We start from the raw sequence: 20230 nt of genomic DNA, 5'->3' as shown, positions 1-20230 counted from the left end.
CGGAAATTTTTGAAGTATGTCTAACCCTGCTCAACGTGCTACCAAATTATTTGTGCAAACTTTCGGCACAAAAGCGGACGATTTATACCAAGCACCAGGGCGGGTGAATATTATTGGTGAGCATACAGATTACAATGAAGGTTTAGTGCTGCCCGCAGCAATTAATTTTCATACCGTAATTGCAGTAAAACACCGGGAAGATGATTTATTTCGCGCGGTAACAGATGCCTTTCCAGGACAAATTAAGCAATGGCACTTTGGCGAAGAAGGCACTGTGTCTTCTAATGACGATTGGGCTAACTACTTAAAAGGTGTCACCTCAGCGATGCACACCTCTGGCCTGCACGCTAAAGGCTTGGACTTGGCGATTGTGGGCAATGTGCCATTGGGCGCGGGCCTTTCATCATCCGCGGCATTAGAAGTCGCTTTTGGTACCGCCATCAGTTATGCCAGCCAATTACATTTGTCTCCATTAGCCATTGCTCAATTATCTCAACGTGGTGAAAGCCAATACATGTGCCATGACTGTGGCATTATGGATCAAATGATCAGCGCGTTAGCCGTTGAAGATCACGCCTTATTAATTGATTGTTTAGAGTTAGAAAGTGAAACTGTATTAATTCCTGAAGAGTTAAGCATTATCGTGATTGACCCCGGCATTAATCGTAAAGCCTTTATGATGCAATTTGAGCAACGTAAAAAAGAATGTTCCATCATTACTGATTTATTAGGTTTAGATTCCTTACGCGATTTATCATCCTCATACCTAGAGCAACGCAGAGACACCTTGTCATCTGAGCAATTTAGACGCGCTCGCCACGTTATCACTGAAAATACCCGCGCCAGCAATGTTGCTCGTGCCTTTGAGCAAAATAATATCGCCCGCTTTAGCCAATTAATGACGCAATCTCACCAGTCATTGCGTGATGATTTTGAAGTGATATTACCTGAAGTCGATATATTGGTGTCAATGATAGCCGAGCACATAGGTGAACGCGGCGGCGTGCGTATGAGCGACGGCTGTGTTATCGCGTTAATCGAGCATGAATTAACAGATAATGTGATCAATTTAGTTGAACAACAATACACCCAAAAAACAGGCTTAGAAGCCAAAATCCATTTATGTTCAGCCAGTGCTGGCGCAGGCAGGATAAGCAAATAATCCCGAAAATAATCTAACACATCATAATAAGAGAGGCCTCAATGGTACGTTTTAGTGTGCTTGAATCTTGGCAAGATCCCCGCGGTGGAGAAGTTGAACGAGTCCGTTTAGACAATGGCACAATCGCAGTGGAAATTTTAAGTTTAGGCGGCATTATCAGATCATTGTGGGTACCGACAAAAAATGGTGAGCGCCAAAACGTGGTACTCGGTTGTGACAGTGTGGCAGATTATCTGGCTCAGTCAGCCCACCTTGGGGCTATTGCAGGTCGATACGCCAATCGCATCGCCAATGGCAAAATGTCCCACGGCGGTACTGAGTATCAATTAAGTGTTAACCAGGCAACTAACTGTTTACACGGCGGTATGGAAGGTTTTAACCGTAAGCATTGGCAGCTGGGGACGACAAGTGACGGGGTGCGTTTGACCTTACACAGTCCTGATGGCGATATGGGATTTCCAGGAAATTGCAGAGTCCAATTAGATTACCGATTAGTCGGTAATAATTTGTATGTTGAAATGTTAGCCACAACAGATAAAGCCTGCCCTGTTAGCCTCACCCAGCACAGTTATTTTAATTTAGACGGCGGTGTGACCAATACTACCCATCAAATACAAGTTGATGCTAGGCAATACCTGACCATGAATGAGGTGGGTATACCCACAGCATTACTGACCACCGCGGGCAGCGATTTAGATTTAGCTCACACAACCTCAATGGTAGTACAAACACAACGCCCAGAGCTTGCTGCAACCAATGGTTTTGATCATTGCTATGTAATGGATAATACCGGGGGTGAATTACAACGTTTTGGTAAGTTATCCAGTACGGTTAGCGGTGCCAGTATGACGGTGTATACCAACCAGCCTGGGGTGCAGTTATACGGTGCTAATTTCCTAAACGGTGTAGTGGCTAAAAAGCAGCAGATATTAGTTGACCATCAAGCGGTATGCATTGAGCCGCAGATGCTACCAGACTCACCTAATCAGCCTGATTTACCGGGTAATGCTTGGCTAATGCCAAATGAAGTTTATCACCATATTTCACGTTATGAGTTTTCAATAGAATAAACCTTTAGTCATCAATAAAATTAAATAAGGGGGTAAGTTTTCACTTACCCCTTATTTAATTTAAATCACTTTTGCTAACGGTCATGTCAGTCAGACCGTATTAGTTACCTGCGATCTTCATTTCACTGAGTAAAATGCCACCAGTGCGAATCGACGATCGTAAATCACGATCCTTAGCCACGCCCTGAATGCCCATAAACATGTCTTTTAAATTACCCGCGATGGTGATTTCTTCCACAGGGAACATCACTTGACCGTTCTCAACATAAAACCCTGCAGCGCCACGGGAGTAATCGCCCGTTACGCCATTAACGCCTTGCCCCATCACTTCAGTGACAATCAAACCTGTGTTCATCGCTTTGATTAAATCATCAAAGGTTTGATCTGTATGGCTAAGCGTCCAGTTATAAATACCGCCAGCGTGACCGGTATTGGTCAAACCTAATTTACGCGCCGAGTAACTGGTCAATAAATAGGTAGCTAATGAACCATTATCAATAATTTTTCTACTTTGAGTAGCAACACCTTCACTGTCGTAATTGGCTGACGCTAATGCGCCTATTAAGTGAGGCTGCTCTTCAATATTGAACCACTCAGGAAAAATTTGCGTGTTAATTGAATCGAGCAAGAAGCTCGACTTACGATGCAAACTACTGCCGCTAATTGCACCAATTAAATGTCCCATCAAGCCAGTGGCTATTTCAGGCGCAAACAGTACCGGCATTTTCGCGGTGGCAATTTTACGTGCATCTAAACGGCTAAGGGTTTTATTGGCTGCTTGTTTACCAACCGCTTCAGGGCTTAATAAGTCTTGATACTTACGGGCAACGGTATAGTCATAATCGCGCTGCATATTGCCATCAGACTCTTCACCAATCGCCACGCAACTTAAACTGTAACGCGAACTACAATAGCCATTTAAAAAGCCATGACTATTGCCATACACTTTGGCACTGGTATGGGCATTGGCTGTGGCGCCATCGGAGCTTTTTATACGGCGGTCGGTTGATAAGCTGGCTTCTTCGGCGCGAATGGCTAATTCAGTTAACTCTTCAGCGGTTAATGTTTGCGGATGATACAGCTGTAAATCACGAATATCTTGTGCCATCAAGGCTTTATCCGCCAACCCACTGAACGGATCTTCAGAGGTATATTTGGCAATATCATCGGCCGCTTTAACCGCTTGTCTAATTGCCTCCGGGCTTAAATCTGAAGTAGAAGAGTTACCTTTACGGCCATCACGGAATACGGTAATGCCTAAAGCACCATCTTTGTTAAACTCGACGGTCTCAACTTCTTTATTACGGGTAGAAACTGACAGGCCTTGCTGCTTACTAATGGCGACTTCCGCCGCAGTAGTGCCTAATTCTTTGGCGTATTCAAGCGCAACACTGACTGCTTGCTTTAATGCCGATAATTCACTGTCAATAGTGGCTGGAGGTGCTTGATGAGAAGTCACAAATAGTCTCTTAAATGGCCTAAATTAACGCTAGCATAGCAAATTCATTTCACGATTGATAACAACACGTTTTGCTGACCTTTTTTCCCCGATACAACTGCAAAATAAATGCTATCATTAGCAGATATTTATTTGAGGTTTAAGATTATGAAAATTGTTGGTGATTCTGAGCACTTTCAGCAACCGTATGACAACGATGAAGAATACGTCAGCCGTACTGGATTTAAAAAAGAAAGTGAAGAGGCGCAGGCGTTAGGCATGCGTTTGGTGGCACTAAGTAAAACGCAGTTAGACAGAATGGGGTTAGACGAATTTTTGTACGATGCTGTACTAAAAAGCAAAGTCATTAAGCAAAAAACTGAAGCTTATCGTCGTCATTTGCAGTACATAGGCAAATTAATGCGTAACTTTGATCACGAACCTATTGAAGCAGCACTGGATAAAGTGTTGAATAAGAACAATAATGAAGCTGCGCAAATACAGATATTCGAAAAAATGCGCGATCGTTTGTTGACTAATGGTGACACTGAAGTTCAAACATTGATGGATGACCATCCACAACTTGATCGTCAAAAGCTTCGTCAATTAGTGCGTCAAGCCAATAAAGAGCTGACCCAAGGCCCTGAGTCTAAATCAGCCAAAGAACTGTTTAAATACTTGCGCAGTGAAATAACTTAGTCATTTTTTGGCTGGGGTGTTATTAAACGGACTGAGTAAGTAGTAAACAGCAATTTACCTTAGATTCTGAATAACAATAATACTAGGATGTTACCCATGCGAATAATGACTTTGAGTCGCAGCATTCCATTAATTTTTGCTTCATCTTTACTTATCAGCGGTTGCAATGGCGCCGCTGATGGCACTGAGACAGAAACAACCACAGAAAACTATGCCATTAGCTTAAGTTTTCAGGCGGTTGTAGATGGGCAATGTAGCGACGCAACAAGCCAGCAATCATTTTATCTTAATGAACAATTTTGTGCGGTTGCCACCCTCAAAAATGGCAATACACTCGCATCGGGACAACTAGTCAATTTTGTTCTACCTTTTGGCAGTGCCTCACCTGCCTCAAAGCTCACCAATGCTAATGGTCAAGCAAGCTCCATCATTAGCTCAAGTACGACCAATGCAGGAGAGCTAAGCGTACAATTCAACCCTGCTAATAGTAATGTGGTCAGTGCCAGTCGTAATTTTGAGTTTTTAGCGTTAACTACTTCACCAACGACAGAGTCGGTCACCATTTCAGCCAGTATTAACCATGCTTCGGGCACAGTCACACGCTTTAAGGTTGATGAAGCGGTTCAGTTACAAGCCACCCTATTAGACAGCAGTAACCAAGGTATCGCCGATCAATTGGTGACTTTTACTGCCGGCAGTGCCAGCTTATCACCCGCAACAGCGCTCACTAATAGTAGCGGTAAAGCTGTGGTGAGCTATACACCCGCCGTAACAGATTTAGGTGCCAGCACCTTAGCGGTGAGCACTAATTACCAAGGCAAGGTGGTCACTAGCTCAAGTTTTTACGAAGTGTTAACCGCAGATGATGTCGCCCAAACAGGTTTGTTAAAAATGGGTCGCTGGGTATCTGCTACCGAATTTTATGAAGGTGAACTGAACACCACATTACCCACAGATACTAACGGTATTTATAAAGTCAGCGCTGGCGGCACATTTGGCGTAACAGCCACTATTGTTACCGACAATATCGATGGCACTTTTAGCCGTTTACAAACACCAACTAGCGTCACTTTCAGTTCTGACTGTTCAACCAACAATAAAGCCAGCTTAGACTCGCCTGTAACAACGTTATCGGGCAGTGCTGGTTCGACTTTTTCTGATACCAGCTGCAGCGGCAATAGTGAACGTAGCGATCAAATCATTGCAACAGCAATGGTTGGTACCACAGCATTAACGGCGAGTATAGACTTCACCTTAAGCCGTCAAACCTTAGCAAGCTTAAGCTTTATTTCTGCAGAGCCAGATCAAATTCGTATTAAAGGCGCTGGAGGTACTGGCTCAAGCGAGTCATCATTAGTGACTTTTATGGTCACCAGTGCCAATGGTCAACCGACTGCGCAGCAAACCGTCAACTTCAATCTTGATACTGTAATAGGCGGCTTAAGCTTTGCAAATGGCCAGCAAACCGATAAAAGTATTACTAATGCACAGGGTCTAGCCAGCGTTCGAGTATTATCAGGTACTGTACCAACGCCTGTGCGGGTCGTTGCCAAAGCAACCGACATCGACACTAATGAAGTCATTACCAGCCAATCTGAACAGTTAACGGTGAATACTGGTTTACCACAGCAGCTTGGCTTTAGTATTTCACCCTCGGAATACAACCCAGAGGCAGGCAATCAAAATGGCAAGCAAGTCACTATTACGGTTTACGCATCAGATAGTTTTGGGAACCCTGCGCCCGACGACACTGTGGTTAACTTCACCGCTGAAGGCGGCCAAATACAGCCCTCTTGCTCTACTAAAGGTGGAACCTGTAACGTCAGCTGGACATCAGCCAACCCGAGAGTCACTGATAATAGGGTGACAATTTTAGCCTATGCACTAGGCCATGAAACTTTCTTTGATACCGATGGCGATAATATGTTTGGTGATGAAGATGGTGGTGCAATTGCATTAGCTTGTTTAAATGCCAGCAATAATCCAGTTGCCTGTAAAGGTAATGGTATGGACATTGAAACTTATCACCCAGCTGGCTTTATCGATTTAGGCGACGCGTTTAGAGATGATAATGAGACGGGTGCTTTTGATTCCAGCGAAAAATTCTTTAACACTTTAGCCAGTACCTACACTGGTCCCGACGCTAAATTTAATGGACCACAATGTCTTCGCAATGACGGCATATGCGGGATAGGTCAAGCCAATAAAACCTATATCCGTAAGGCTTTTGTGCTTACTATGTCTGGTTCAACTGCAGTGATGCAATTTAACCAAGATGGCACGGCGCTAAATACTAACTTTAGTAATATTACCCCTATCGCTGTCAATGGCCTCTCAACATTCACAATTAAGCTTACCGATACTGCTAACCAAATATTACCTGCCAAGACTACAGTCGCAGTTACCGCGACTGAGGGCGAGGTGTTATTTAACGGTTATACTGTGCCTAACCGCACGCTTGCCGGTGGTACTAGCACTTCATTCATATTAAAACATAACGGTGTAACGGGAGTCAGTAGGGTCACGGTAACAGTGACCACTCCAGGCGGCATTATCACTGAAACCAACTTTAATGTAACTTTGCTGTAGTCAAACTTAGCAAATGCAGATTGAGCTGACACTTAGTGTCTAGCTGGCTAACTCTAAAAGCCCACTTCGGTGGGCTTTTTGTTAGGAGGCGATATAAGTGCTTGGTGATTATGATGATTATGCCTAATCAATTTAAACTACTTTTGTGCCTAGCTCTTACCTAAGAGCTAAGTTAACTTCAATCTCAATATAGCACTGCAGATACAAGGTATTATTACCTGTTAATGTGCCTGGTTTACTTCTTTTTGGCGACGTCTAATACCCGCTAAAGCCAACCCGCTAAACACCGCAAACATCAACCACATTTGTAACCATTGCGGCATTATTGCCGACCAGTCTGCGCCCATTTGATTCAACGTCAACATGCTATTAATTGCAGGAATGGCTGGAATAACCTGTGACATCCACACGAGTGGCTCTGGAATTAATGCTATTGGCCACACGAAACCTGCAACAAACAAGATTGGCATTGATGACAGTAAAAAGATTTGAGTCGGTAAGTCTCGTCGGGTAAACAGGCAGCTTAATGTAATACCTGCAGCGGTTGTTGCCAATAAAAAGGGCAGCAGCATTAGTGCCGTTTCTGCTAATGTTCCAAGTACAGTGACCTGATAAGCATAAAAACAATAACCAATATAAAAGCTGCTAAATACGCTATATAAACTGACAAACATCGCCATTCTCGCGCTGAATATTGCCATAGGTGATACTTGCTGCCAGTAGCCTTTTTTGCGCCACTGCCCTGCCCCTAAAATACCTGTACCAATGAGTAATGTTTGATGCAAAATCAATATAAACAACCCAGGCACAACATAAGGCGTATAACCCAAACTAGGATTAAAAACCGGCACGGCGTTAATATTGACCGAGTTGATATTTTGATCTGCAAGTGTAGGGTTTTCACCACGGGCTAATAAACCCATTAGTTGCACTTGCTTACCCGCATCCATACCCGCAGCGACTAACCCTTCAGCAACGGCTGAGTAAATCAAAAAGTAACTGGCATCACCGCCATAACTCAGCGTAGCGCCTTTGCCTAATAGTAAATTGCGTCTAAATCCTTCGGGAATAACCAATAAACCGTAGGCGTTACCTTGTTGTATAAGCTGCTTAGCTTCGTCAATACTATTGGCATGGGCAATGATATGAATTTTGGCGCTGGCATCGGCATGGCGGGTTAACTTTCGGCTCAGCGAAGAGTTGTCCTGATCGACTACCACAATGGTTTGTTCGGTAGGCACTTGATGTAAATAGGGAAGTGGATACAACACAGAGTAAAATACCACGCCACCAAATAGGGTCACCACAATGGCTTTATCGGCTAGAAGTGCTCGCCATTCAGCAAAATAAAGCGCCCAAAATGTCATATAAACTCCGACTTTACTGACGAGCTGCTATCCAGCAAGCCTGTATCCAGTGTGTCACCTGATGATTTAGGTGCGCGATGCCATAACCCAACTATTACAGGAAGAATGAAAATAAACATCCAATAGGAAGACAGTTGCTGCAAGACTAAGGCGCTGTCTGCGCCGTAACTCACCACACTGACATGGGAATCAATATAATGGCTCGATGGCATTAACAAGCGCCAATATTGAGCCAATTCTGGCATTTCATTGACCGGAAATGTTATCCCCATAAACGCAAAGGCTGGGGCAAATAATGCGGTACAAAAACTGACACAGCGAGCCGAATCTTTCATCATCAGGAAGATCACCGTCACTATTAACCATAACGCTATTAGCATAATGGCTTGGGCGATGATGAGTACCCCTAATGCACCCGCGTAAGGTAGCTGTAAATATTGGTACAATAACAATAAAATAAAACTACTGTGCAATAGCATGATGGGTAAAAATACTGCGCACTTAGCCAATACTTTTATCCACAAATCCTGCGGTAAGGTGACTTGATTATTTACCGTAATCAGCTCTTTGTTCAGTGCATTAGAAAACACCATCATGGCCAGTAATTGCCATAGTGCGATTAACACTGGCGGCACCAAAAAACCAACATAGTTATTATTGCGATTAAATAAGGCGGTAGTTTGACTCGTTACTGGCGATAGGTTTACCGCAATACTGGCATGATTGACGCCGCTCATTAATAGCTTTTGTTCAGCACTTTTAAACAGTCCGGCACCTAAACTCATCTGTATTTGGCTAGATAATAGTTTACCCACCAGCAAATATTGACTGTTGTAACGAATATCAATTGTAGGAGATTTTGAGGTCAATAATTGGTATTTAAACTGATAAGGAATCACCACCATTGCATACACTTTCGCTTCGCGCATGTCCTTGATGGCGAGATCTAATTGTCCATATGACTCTAGTTTCATCACTGCATTGGCCGACATTTTTCGGGTGAGCATTCTGGACATTTGGCTATTGTCTAAATCAACTACCGCAACGGGTAATTGCCTGGGCAATCCGGCGCTGAATAACCACCATAAGCACAGTACACTCACAATAGGAATATAGGTCACTAAGGCTAATTGCCAAGGTGATTGCCACAGTGTCCGCCACTCTCGCTTAACGAAATCCATCATGGTTAGCATGATTACTCAGCGTCATATTGATACAGTACAGACATACCGACACGAAGATCCGCAATAGGAGTTACTGGGGTTAATTCAACCTCAAAAGTGCGCATATCGAAGTCATGGCCACTTTCTGTTGAACGCCAGGTAGCAAAATGCCCCATCACGCTGACATGATCGACAGTAAAGTCATAGGTTTGCTGTAAAGCTGGCACAGTCAGTTTAATTAGCTGCCCTTGTTTAAAATCGGCTAATTGATCTTCTCTAACCTGTAAAATAGCCCATGAATCTTGCATGTCTATCAAACTAACAACAGGGAAACCACTTGGGGCTAATTCACCCGCTTGCAATAACACCTCACTGACTTCAGCATTTTTAGGCGAACGCATCTGGCTATCGGCCATAATGGCATTGACCTCACGTACCGCGCCTTCAGCCATGCGTGCATTACCCGCCGCTGCGGCTTTGGTTTCTACCCGCGCCCCCTCTTGTGCCATTTGAAACATCGCCAATGCGGCTTGTTCGGTATATCTTGCAGCCTGCCATTGGGTATAGGCTTCATCGCGCTTTTGTCTAGCAACGACACCTTCGGTGAATAAATTCTCTACCCGCTGATAAGTGGCTTGCATTAACTGATTAGCCGCTTTGGCTTTACGCCATTGCTCTTCAGCAGCGGTAATTTCTTGTTGTCTGGCACCATTTTGCGCTTCGGTTTGCATCGCTTTAGCGGCATCTCGGCCGCCCTCTGCTTGCATCAACTTCGCATCCAGTTCAGGGCTGCTAATGGCAAATAACAAATCACCTTGAGTCACTATATCACCCCGGCGAACCATCACTTGCTCAACGCGTCCCGGCACCTTGGATGACACATTGTATTCGCGCGCTTCAATTTGGCCCTGTAGCGTCTGTGGCTTAGGCGTGTAGGCCAGCCAAAGCCCATAAGCTAGAAATACTCCCAGAAAACATAATGCGATGACCGCTAAAAACTTATTTACTCGCATTATTGTTCTCCTGTGAAGTGATAACTGGGCTGGTTCGTGCAATAAACTCATCTAACTGACCGCTAATCGCCATCAACTTGGCGTAGGTTTGTAGGTAACGGTATTTAGCACCTAACTGCTGGGTTTTAACCGCTGCTAATTTAAGCTCGGCATCGACCCTGTCAATGGATGTCGATAGTCCTTGATTAAAAGCGAGTTCACGTAAGCGCAGGTTTTCCTCTGCTAACGCTAATGAAATATCTAAAGCATCAATCTCTTCAATGGCTTGCATCATTTGGCGGTACTGCTGCTCAACCAATAAACTTAAATCAAGTTGAGTTTGTGCTTTGGTGTGTCTTGCTTGTAATAAGGCACTTTTGGCCGCTTGCACCTTACCACTGTGGCCATCACGGCTTAATAGTGGCACTTTTATGCCAACGCCAACCATCCAATCGGGTTCCACCTGTGAAAATAAGCTGTCATCTTCGTATAAGGTGTAATTGCCGTATAGAAATACCGTTGGGTAATAGCTGCCCTTCTCTAAATCCACTAGGCCATTGGCTTGTACTTCTTTGGCCTCGAGCAATTTTAGCGCTGGATGAGTCGATAAGGTCAATTGACTCAGGCGCGATAACGCAGGTTGAGTATTAAGGATAAATAAAGCCGACGTCGGTGAAATCTGGCGCTGATGCATCATACTGGCAAGGGCTATTTCGGTCATTTCATATTGACGCTTGGCACGGGTCCAATTGACTTTGGCATTCTCTAATGCGACTTGGGCATTTAAGCGTTCAACTTTGGCAATTTGGCCTTGTTGCTCTAACTTTCTAGCATGATCTTCATGCATCGTTAGTGATTCAACTAATTGATATTGGGTATCTGCTAGTGCTTGGGTCACTGCCACCGCGTAATAGCGGTCAACCAGTTGGGTAAATAAATCACGCTGACTTAACGCTAGTTGCTGTTGCTCTTCAACAACCTGGGCAGCCTGAATACCTTGAGCAGCGGTAATTCTGCCCCCGGTATAAATTGGCCACATAGCTTGTAGGCTTGAGCGAAACACATCTTGCTCGGTAAAAGGGGTGACAAACGCTGATGCGGGAATGGTGGCTAACATACCGCCTATTGCGGGTGGCAATTGCGCTGGGTCAAGACCGGCTATCGGATTTAAGTCCATTAAATCCAGCTCAATTGGTTTTTCTAAATGGGTATAAGAACCAGCAATATCGACAGCAGGATAATTTAATGACTTACCCGCATCTTGTTTCGCTTGTGCGCGATTCACTTGCTGTTTTTTGGCTTGTAAGGTGTCGCTCACTTTTAATAAGTTTTGCCATGCCTGCTCAAAGCTCATGGTGCTCGAAGCTTGTATTTGAGAAATACCTATGGGGGAAGTTTGAGGATCTTGCGCTGCACTCACATGGTTGACGCTGGCCAGCAGTAAAATAACAGCAGCCTTGATGAACCCAGACAAACGGGTCAGTGTTGAAGTCGCGAAAACTTGCTGTGAGCTAATCTGTAGTTCCATGTCGTTCATCACCGTGTAGAGTTTTTGCTCTAATAATATAAATGAATTATAACCGACTCTTTGATTACTGCCACTCTCTAATGGCCATAGATGTTAAGTCTGTGCACTTAACTCCCGTTAGAGGCGGTTTATGCTTGGACCTGAACCGCTAAGCTTGCTGTCATGAATATTATCCACCTCAAACACAATCCAGTTTGAGGTGGACGATGACATCAATTATGGCGATAAATTAAGCCGTACCGCCTACAGTGAGCTTGTCTAACTTTAAGGTTGGCTGACCCACACCAACAGGCACACTTTGACCGTCTTTACCACACACACCCACACCTTTGTCTAAAGCAAGATCATTACCCACCATAGAGATTTGACTCATAGCTTCTGGGCCGTTGCCAATTAAGGTGGCACCTTTGATCGCTCTAGTCACTTCACCATTTTCAATCAAATAGGCTTCAGAAGCTGAGAACACGAATTTACCTGAAGTAATATCCACTTGCCCACCGCCAAAATTAGGCGCATAAATGCCTTTTTTAACCGACTTAATAATATCGGCAGGATCAGATTGGCCAGCTTCCATATACGTGTTAGTCATACGAGGCATAGGTAAGTGTGCATAGGACTCACGGCGGCCATTGCCGGTAGAGGCCTCACCCATTAATCGGGCGTTAAGCTTGTCTTGCATATAGCCTTTTAAGATACCGTTTTCAATCAGGGTGGTTTTTTGAGTGGGTACACCTTCATCATCAATACTTAATGAGCCACGGCGATTTTTCATGGTGCCATCATCAACTACGGTCACTAAGCTTGATGCGACTGACTGACCTATTTTGCCACTAAAAGCACTGCTGCCTTTACGGTTAAAGTCACCCTCTAAACCGTGCCCTACCGCTTCATGCAATAATACTCCTGGCCAACCATTACCTAACACCACAGCCATTTCGCCGGCAGGGGCATCGACGGCATGAATGTTAACTTGTGCCTGGCGCACTGCTTCACGGGCAAACTCAAAACTGTGTGGCAGCCCTGCATCGTCCGTGGTTAAAAATACGCTGTAATCATGTCGACCACCGCCACCAGCACTGCCGCGTTCACGCTTGCCGTTTTCTTCTAAAATAACACTACAGTTAAAACGCACTAATGGGCGCACATCTGCAGCTAGAGTACCGTCACTGGCCGCGACGAGAATTTCTTCATGCACGCCAGATAAACTGATCACAGCTTGAATAACACGGCTATCTAAGCTGCGAATATACGCGTCCGCTTGCTTTAACAAATCAATTTTTTTAACTTCATCCATCGCCGCGATAGGGTCTGCACTATCATACAGTTGAATGGTTTTAGTGCGGCTAAAGGCTTTGACTTTGTGCTGTTCACCGGCAATAGCTATACCGCGGGCCGCTCGTGCTGCTGCATCTAATGCTGCTGGGCTAATTTCATCGGCATAGGCAAAACCGGTTTTTTCGCCGGTAATGGCGCGCACGCCCACACCCCGCTCAATATGAAAACTGCCTTCTTTAATGATGCCATCTTCTAGCACCCAGGACTCATGGCGACTGCCTTGAAAATACAGATCAGAGAAGTCAATTTGATGTTGATGAATGATGGCTAAATAATCTTGCAGGCCATCGATTGTCAGTCCACCTTGAAATAAGCTTTGCTCAACTTGCGATAAAAAAGGCATTCATATTCTCTTTATTCAATCTAATCAACCCGCAGCTTCTATTTAGCCAGCGCGGGAGCAATAAAACGATTATGCCCTAACACAGGCATTTGTTGGCGAATTTCTGTTACTTGTTTTAAATCTATCTCGGCTTGAACCCAACCTAACCCTTCGGGTAGTTCGGCAATCACTTTCCCCCAGGGGTCAACAATCATGCTGTGGCCCCAGGTTTCTCGGCTACCTTCATTATGTTGCCCCCATTGCCCTGCGCCAAGTAGGTAGCATTGGGTTTCAATTGCCCTGGCCTGTAACAATACTTGCCAATGCGCAGCTCCGGTCACTTTAGTGAAGGCCGAAGGTAATGCAATAATATCAGCTCCGGCTAAGCGCAGTGCACGAAACACATCAGGGAAGCGAATGTCGTAACAAATCGCTAGGCCAACCTTGCCAAAAGGAGTATCAACAACCGTAATACGGGAACCTGGATGGAAGGTGTCACTTTCACGATAAGTCTTAGTGCCGTCGGCAACCTCTACATCAAATAAGTGCAGCTTATCGTATGAGCCTAAGGTTTCACCACTATCATTGAATAAATAACTGCGGCTATAAACCCTATGGTCATCGGCACGCATTGGAATCGTCCCTGCGACCATATAAACCTGATGCTTTTGTGCTAAATCGGCTAATGCTTGTTTAAGTTCACCGTTGTCATCAGTGCCTGCATATTGTAATTGCTGTGACTCATGACCGCCAAATAACAAACTGCATTCAGGTAAAACTACTAACTGCGGTTGTGAAGGTTGTCGAGGTAATAGGTTAAGCTGCGCGTTGATAAAAGCCAGATTGGCCTGAACGTCTCGACTGCTTTGACATTGTAACAAACTGATTTGCATAACTGTCCCTTTTCAAATATCGCAGACTACTGGCATTAACACTGGGGGCGGTTAATGGTTTATCACCGGTTTCGTTTTCTGATTGAGTTTCAGCGTCTTTTGTGGCTGGCGCTTGAGGCGCTGTACTATTAGCTTTACCCTTTGATAATGGCTCTTGTGTGCCTTTGCCATCGGCAGTCACATCTTCAGGGCCCGGAAAAATACCATTCTCACGTAATATCGACTCTGGAATAACAATCTCTTTGCTTTTGCGCTCTAACTCTTGGAGTTCAGGGTTATCCATGGTGCCTTTTAAGCGAAATCTTATTTCAGAAATAATTTCAATCACTGGCTCCAATACCTTCGTCAGTGCAAATGCACCAATACCTAATGTCCAGGCGCTAGTACTTAAAAATACCACGGTTGGCACACTGGATGCTAATTGAGGCATAAAGCGGATGTCGTAATTTAGGCTTTGAGTGGTTAAATCTGTATAACCGCGCACTTTCATATTGCCCGCCACGGCATCCATTTCTGTGTCGGTGGTTTTAACCACGCCATCTTTGATGTCTAAGTTACCCTTAAAGCTATTAAAATATAAACCTGAACCAAACACGTCTGAAAAATCAAATGACAGTTTGCGTAAAATAGAATCTAAGCTGAAAAGTGAAAATATTCTCGCCCCTTTATCACTTATTTCCGACAAATGCCCTTTACCCATATCAAATTTAATTTTGCCATTTAAGGTTTCAAGCGAAAAGTTATAGGGCGCACCTTGCCATGAAAAATCACCCATAAATCCTAAAGGTGCATCTTGCAAGCCAGGATTAATGCCTAACAATGCTGATAAATCATCAAACTTATCGGCATTCAATTTAACATCAAATTGAGTCATAGTGCCGATGCTATTTTTGGTCCATGCGCCTTTGGCCTGTAAACTAATATTAGATACTGGGTGCGTTAATGACACCGTTTGAAAACGATATCCTTGATCATAAGGATTGGCTTGCATTTGCAGATGACCAAATTGCATATCAAAGACTGTAAAGTCGTCAACATCAATAGCCAGCGGCGGCAAACTATCAAGCAGAGTGTCGGGGCTGTATTCTGCATCTTGGCTGTCTTTTACAACGGGTGCTAAGTGCAGCTTGTCGGCCACAATTTTAAGCCCTTGCTCCCGCCAGTTTTTATAAAAATCAACTCGCCCTTCAAACTGTGTCGAGTTGACATTAAATCGCCAGACCTCATCGATGGGACTGGCTGTCAGTTTTAGCTGTTCAAAGTTTTGCGCAAGTAAATTGAACTGATCAATACTGGCATTAATTTGTTTTAAAGCAGGAAACGTCGACTTTGATGCAACCAATGGCTCTAGGTTAGCGCTGACAACAGTTTCTGCTGTCGATGCAGTAAAACCGCGAATAATGGGCAACCATTCGGTTAGATTGGCTTGCTTAAGGTCAATATGAATAACGCCATCTTGTTGGCTCAATGTGTCACCAAACTTAAAGTTTCGCCCTAACATTAAGTCATAAAACTGCAAAGCGTTACCGTCTTTATCCCCTAGGCCACCCCAAAATTCAGCTTGGTCGCTCAGCTTAACATTGACTGTAATTTGTTTGTTGTCACCCATAATGTCCGCAGACAATTTTTGCGACTGCTCAACGGTTTTAGCAAAGGGAGCGGGTAACGACACACTTACCCCTTGAAGGTCTGTTTCTGCTTGGGCGCGCAAACTATAGCCTTGATCGCCAAACATCATCATTAACTGGCCTGTCCAATCGAGAGCACCTTGGTAGTAATCGCTCAGCGGATGATTAAAAGATGTCGGTAAAGATGCAATATCCATATTGCCTCTAAAGTCGACATCTAACGCTAGCTGACGGCCTTTTTCTTTAGTGGCAAAGCTAAATTGCAGCGGCTGACCAAATAGTTTAGCTTTTAGGTTTTTTCCTGTGACCAAGTTATTTTCAAAACTTAAATCACCATTGACTTGCGTTAAATTAACACCTGGCTGGCTAATAAACACCGGATTATTTTCGAAACGAACGGTGCCTTTAATTAACGGATTTTCGCCTTTAAATAACGGAATCGACAGTTCTAACAACGTATTCAGGTTTTGTTTAACCTGCACGACAGCAAGGGTTGAGCCCACGCTCGATTTAAGTGGTGAGGCGTTAATAACTTGCGCTGCCGCTTGTGCATCCATCCATAAATCAGCATCAACTCGCAACAAAGACTTAGCGCCTAGCTCAGGGATCCACACTTTGGTGCCATCAACAGCCACCTGGCCTAACTTGCCTGAGTTAATGGTGAGATCCATTAGCTTATTTTCAAAAAAAGCATATAAATCTAGCTGTTTTACCGCAGGCCAATCTGGCTGAAACTTAAACTCGGCTTGGTTAATATTGAACTCAGCTTGAAATACCCCATCAAAATCAACATAGGGATAACGATTAAAAGCGCCTCGCCACAGTACATTCGCCTGTTCAATATGCCCTGCCAGTAAGCCGCTGTCTAAATACTCGACAAGACTAGGCGACATCGCCATTAAAGGAAAATAATCACTGGCTTTAGCCACATCGTTAATATCAAGATTAGCCGCTAACGCCATATAAGGATTATCGCCAAGATGAAGATTAAGCGCTGCCTGCAAACGAATGTCATCATTATAAAAGGCAATATCTGGCGCAGTGAGTCGCATGTCTTTAAGATCAAAACTAACCGATAATGTTTGACCGGTTAACTGTAAAGGTTGATTAAAACCGCCTGCAAAATCTATATTATAATCTTGCTCTGGCAGATCTGCCTGTAAGGTGTTATTTGCCCAGGATAAATGTAAATCAACGGGACTTAGACCTGGTAACTGTTCAAATGCTTGCCATGTTAACTGACTTAAGCTAGCTGATGCCGCCCAAGGTTTATCTTTGGCTTTATAAAGCTTTATGGGGCCGATATCGCCTTGCACATTAATATCCCGCCACAGCTGCACATCATCATGGCCCACGCTGGGGATTAGCGGTAATAACGGGGTAAGATTATTTAAGTTAATTTTATTCAGTTGACCAAACAATTGCGCGTTATGATACGCCAGCGATAAACTCAGTTCGGGCCAGGTTTGTTGATTTGACTCAATGGCTAACTGATGACTTTGAATCTGCCATCCTTCAGGGGTATTTTGCCAGGTTAATTGACCATTTTTGATATCGAAACGCTGTGTATTGCGAGCTTCAACTGCATTTACTGCATTTTGTGTTATTTCTGCTTCTTTATCAGGTTTTGTATTCGATATGACATCGAAACTTGTGTCAAAAATCCCGCCGGTTTTAGGGCGTTTATCATCCCATTCTAACCAGCTTGGTTGAAATATTAACTGACCATCTTGAATATTACGTTCGGCGAAACTGAACCAGGCTTCAAAATTAACCACACCTTGAAAACTGATACTATTTACATCATTTTGGGGATTAATGCGCCTTGAGGCCCACTCACCAATATCGAGTGCTGCGGCGGCAATATAAATATCACCCTTTATCGATTCAGGCTGATAGCCATTACCTTGTAATGCAATTTGTAATGATAACGACTCTTTATCAGATGCTTGATCATCAACAAATAAGCTCCCCTCGCCACGGTGCTCGTCACCTTGATTGAGCCAAACTAAGTTATCAACAAAAATAGGCCGAAATTTATGCAAAGAACTGTTCAGTTGTACCGAAACATCATTAATAGAAAAATGGTTTAATTGTTCGAGTAAAAAAGCATACAGCCAATCCATATTGGCTATGGGTGTTGGTGACCCGCTTTGATTGGATAATTTATCGACATCGATTGCGATACGGACCTTATCAAAACTGACCGTTTCTATTTGAGGCGATAACGTCAGTAATGATTGCCAAAAATCGAGTTTGATATTGACCTGTTCACTGACTAAGGTTATCGGTAGATTATCTTGCGGTGGTAACACCAGATTAGTAACAGTTAACGCTGGGCCATAAGCTTGCCATTTGGCTGACAATCCCTCCAGCTGCAGCTTTACCCCATAGTTTTTTTCCACATAAACCAGTATTTCTTGGCGAACTTCTGGAATATGGGGTAACAAGCCACGAATAAGACTGACCCCAAGCGCAAAAAGTACTAGCAAAATAGCGAGTACTTGTAAGCTGGTGCGCCCAATAGCTGTCAGACGTGGTAACCACACTACATCATCACCACATCATATTTATTTTGAGTGTACAGGGTTTCATTTTGCAGACGAATACGTTTACCTATATATACCTCAAGCTCAGCCAATAAATGACTTTCATCACCACTAAAGCTCATATAAACCGCAGGTGAACAATACAATAAAAACTCATCTGCTTTGTATGCACGATTGAGACGAATGATTTCTCTGAAAATTTCATAAGAGACGGTTTCTACTGTCTTCATAGAACCTGTACCTAAACAGGCTGGGCATTCACCACACACGACATGCTCTAAGCTCTCGCGGGTTCGCTTGCGGGTCATTTCCACCAGCCCAAGCCCTGAAAAGCCACTGACACTGGTTTTTACTCTGTCTAACGCGAGTGCGGCATTTAAACTTTCTAATACCCGCGCCTGGTGTTCGCTACTGAGCATATCAATAAAGTCGATAATGATAATACCACCTAGGTTACGTAACCTAAGTTGTTTAGCAATAGCTTGAGTGGCTTCAAGATTGGTATTGAAAATGGTTTCTTCAAGATTTCGATGGCCAACAAATGCACCGGTATTAATATCAACGGTTGTCATAGCTTCGGTTTGATCGATAATCAAATACCCGCCGGATTTAAGCTCAACCTTACGGCCTAGTGCTCGCTGAATTTCATTTTCAACATCGTACAGTTCAAAAATGGGCGCAGGACCTTCATAAAGCTCAATCTTTTGCGCGATTTCAGGCATAAACTCCTGCGCAAATTGCTGTAGTTCAGCAAAAGTACGTCGAGAGTCGACTTTAATATTGTCAAGATCAGTGCCAACAAAATCACGAATAATGCGCACCGGTAAAGCTAAGTCTTGGTAAAGTAAACAAGCCCCTTTGCGCTTACGTCGCTCACTGACTTTAGCCCACACCCGACGTAAAAAAGCCGCATCTTGTGCCAGTTCATCTTCACCTATATTTTCCGCGGCGGTGCGAATAATAAAACCACCATCTTCATCAACATAAGGTAAGGTAATATTTTTCAAACGGGCGCGTTCATCTTCAAGCTCAATTCGTTGTGATACACCCACATGGCTTGAACCTGGCATAAAGACTAAGTAGCGAGACGGTAAGGTGATATCTGTGGTTAAACGAGCGCCTTTTGTGCCAAGCGGATCTTTCACCACTTGCACCATAATATCTTGCCCCTGGCGGACAAGTTCGGCAATATCACGCACGACAAAGTTGCCTTTTTCAACATCGGCGACACATTCTGTGTGCGGCACTATGTCTGAGGCATGTAAAAATGCGGCTTTATCTAAGCCAATATCCACAAAAGCAGCCTGCATGCCGGGTAAAACTCGGCTGATTTTACCTTTATAGATATTACCAACCAGGCCTCGTTTCATCCGACGCTCAATATGCACTTCTTGTAACACACCATGTTCGATTAAGGCTACGCGCGCCTCTGTAGGTGTGACATTTATCAGTAATTCCGATCCTTTCTTACGCTGTGCTTTGATATTCATAAGCC

13 protein-coding genes are annotated in these 20230 nt (G+C 44.0%); 4 read left to right on the top strand and 9 right to left on the bottom strand.

The genetic code is table 11. The features are described 5' to 3' along the window. The first annotated feature begins 16 nt into the window (after window positions 1–16). Both galK and ACRWP9_RS03950 read left to right on the top strand, forming a co-directional pair. Window positions 17–1162, top strand: coding sequence for a galactokinase (gene galK, locus ACRWP9_RS03955; protein WP_434927967.1), 1146 nt, complete (start codon window positions 17–19; stop codon window positions 1160–1162). A gap of 41 nt (window positions 1163–1203) precedes the next feature. Beyond that, window positions 1204–2232 (top strand): aldose epimerase family protein, encoded by a 1029-nt coding sequence (locus ACRWP9_RS03950; RefSeq protein ID WP_434927966.1) that lies wholly within the window; start codon window positions 1204–1206, stop codon window positions 2230–2232. 100 nt (window positions 2233–2332) lie between these two features. Here the strand turns inward: ACRWP9_RS03950 and pmbA are convergent, their stop codons facing one another. Next, the gene (gene pmbA, locus ACRWP9_RS03945; RefSeq protein WP_434927965.1) at window positions 2333–3691 is read right to left on the bottom strand and encodes a metalloprotease PmbA; all 1359 of its coding nucleotides are present in this window, start codon (window positions 3689–3691) and stop codon (window positions 2333–2335) included. A 147-nt stretch (window positions 3692–3838) separates the two neighbouring features. Here pmbA and yjgA point away from each other — a divergent pair, with 147 nt between their 5' ends. Next, on the top strand, window positions 3839–4369 hold the full coding sequence (gene yjgA / locus ACRWP9_RS03940; protein ID WP_226411671.1) for a ribosome biogenesis factor YjgA: 531 nt from the start codon (window positions 3839–3841) through the stop codon (window positions 4367–4369). Window positions 4370–4474: 105 nt separating this feature from the next. Then, entirely contained in the window at window positions 4475–6958 is a 2484-nt protein-coding gene (locus tag ACRWP9_RS03935; RefSeq protein ID WP_434928918.1) for an Ig-like domain-containing protein, read from the top strand. Between the two features lie 221 nt (window positions 6959–7179). Here the strand turns inward: ACRWP9_RS03935 and ACRWP9_RS03930 are convergent, their stop codons facing one another. The 8 genes from ACRWP9_RS03930 to rng all read right to left on the bottom strand — a co-directional run bounded on the left by ACRWP9_RS03930 (window position 7180) and on the right by rng (window position 20225). Beyond that, window positions 7180–8325 (bottom strand): ABC transporter permease, encoded by a 1146-nt coding sequence (locus tag ACRWP9_RS03930; RefSeq protein WP_434927963.1) that lies wholly within the window; start codon window positions 8323–8325, stop codon window positions 7180–7182. Continuing rightward, complete coding sequence (locus ACRWP9_RS03925) at window positions 8322–9518, bottom strand: ABC transporter permease (protein ID WP_434927962.1); 1197 nt, start codon at window positions 9516–9518, stop codon at window positions 8322–8324. Before ACRWP9_RS03925 ends, ACRWP9_RS03930 begins: the two co-directional genes overlap by 4 nt. A 2-nt stretch (window positions 9519–9520) precedes the next feature. Continuing rightward, window positions 9521–10501, bottom strand: coding sequence for an HlyD family secretion protein (locus ACRWP9_RS03920; RefSeq protein WP_434927961.1), 981 nt, complete (start codon window positions 10499–10501; stop codon window positions 9521–9523). Continuing rightward, window positions 10488–11834: a TolC family protein gene (locus tag ACRWP9_RS03915; RefSeq protein ID WP_434928916.1), complete on the bottom strand. Its 1347-nt coding sequence runs from the start codon at window positions 11832–11834 to the stop codon at window positions 10488–10490. Before ACRWP9_RS03915 ends, ACRWP9_RS03920 begins: the two co-directional genes overlap by 14 nt. A 403-nt stretch (window positions 11835–12237) precedes the next feature. Next, on the bottom strand, window positions 12238–13686 hold the full coding sequence (gene tldD / locus ACRWP9_RS03910) for a metalloprotease TldD (protein WP_434927960.1): 1449 nt from the start codon (window positions 13684–13686) through the stop codon (window positions 12238–12240). A 38-nt stretch (window positions 13687–13724) separates the two neighbouring features. Then, window positions 13725–14558 carry a carbon-nitrogen hydrolase family protein gene (locus ACRWP9_RS03905; protein ID WP_434927959.1) on the bottom strand — a complete coding sequence of 278 codons (834 nt, stop codon included), beginning with the start codon at window positions 14556–14558 and terminating at the stop codon, window positions 13725–13727. After that, window positions 14482–18735 carry a YhdP family protein gene (locus ACRWP9_RS03900; RefSeq protein WP_434927958.1) on the bottom strand — a complete coding sequence of 1418 codons (4254 nt, stop codon included), beginning with the start codon at window positions 18733–18735 and terminating at the stop codon, window positions 14482–14484. Before ACRWP9_RS03900 ends, ACRWP9_RS03905 begins: the two co-directional genes overlap by 77 nt. Further along, window positions 18735–20225 (bottom strand): ribonuclease G, encoded by a 1491-nt coding sequence (rng, locus tag ACRWP9_RS03895; protein ID WP_434927956.1) that lies wholly within the window; start codon window positions 20223–20225, stop codon window positions 18735–18737. Before rng ends, ACRWP9_RS03900 begins: the two co-directional genes overlap by 1 nt. Window positions 20226–20230 lie beyond the last annotated feature (5 nt).

Origin of the sequence: Shewanella sp. HL-SH2, from assembly GCF_051164935.1 — a bacterium.
In the GTDB taxonomy this organism is placed as follows: Bacteria; Pseudomonadota; Gammaproteobacteria; order Enterobacterales; family Shewanellaceae; genus Shewanella; species Shewanella glacialimarina.
The sequence above is the reverse complement of the archived record's forward strand: the minus strand, read 5'-3'. Positions and strand labels throughout refer to the sequence as shown.

Coding starts and splice junctions, on each gene's coding strand:
- ACRWP9_RS03930 (WP_434927963.1), bottom strand. CDS start 8,325: ATGACATTTTGGGCGCTTTATTTTGCTGAATGGCGAGCACTTCTAGCC.
- rng (WP_434927956.1), bottom strand. CDS start 20,225: ATGAATATCAAAGCACAGCGTAAGAAAGGATCGGAATTACTGATAAAT.
- ACRWP9_RS03915 (WP_434928916.1), bottom strand. CDS start 11,834: ATGAGCTTTGAGCAGGCATGGCAAAACTTATTAAAAGTGAGCGACACC.
- ACRWP9_RS03920 (WP_434927961.1), bottom strand. CDS start 10,501: ATGCGAGTAAATAAGTTTTTAGCGGTCATCGCATTATGTTTTCTGGGA.
- galK (WP_434927967.1), top strand. CDS start 17: ATGTCTAACCCTGCTCAACGTGCTACCAAATTATTTGTGCAAACTTTC.
- ACRWP9_RS03950 (WP_434927966.1), top strand. CDS start 1,204: ATGGTACGTTTTAGTGTGCTTGAATCTTGGCAAGATCCCCGCGGTGGA.
- ACRWP9_RS03905 (WP_434927959.1), bottom strand. CDS start 14,558: ATGCAAATCAGTTTGTTACAATGTCAAAGCAGTCGAGACGTTCAGGCC.
- yjgA (WP_226411671.1), top strand. CDS start 3,839: ATGAAAATTGTTGGTGATTCTGAGCACTTTCAGCAACCGTATGACAAC.
- ACRWP9_RS03925 (WP_434927962.1), bottom strand. CDS start 9,518: ATGCTAACCATGATGGATTTCGTTAAGCGAGAGTGGCGGACACTGTGG.
- tldD (WP_434927960.1), bottom strand. CDS start 13,686: ATGCCTTTTTTATCGCAAGTTGAGCAAAGCTTATTTCAAGGTGGACTG.
- ACRWP9_RS03935 (WP_434928918.1), top strand. CDS start 4,475: ATGACTTTGAGTCGCAGCATTCCATTAATTTTTGCTTCATCTTTACTT.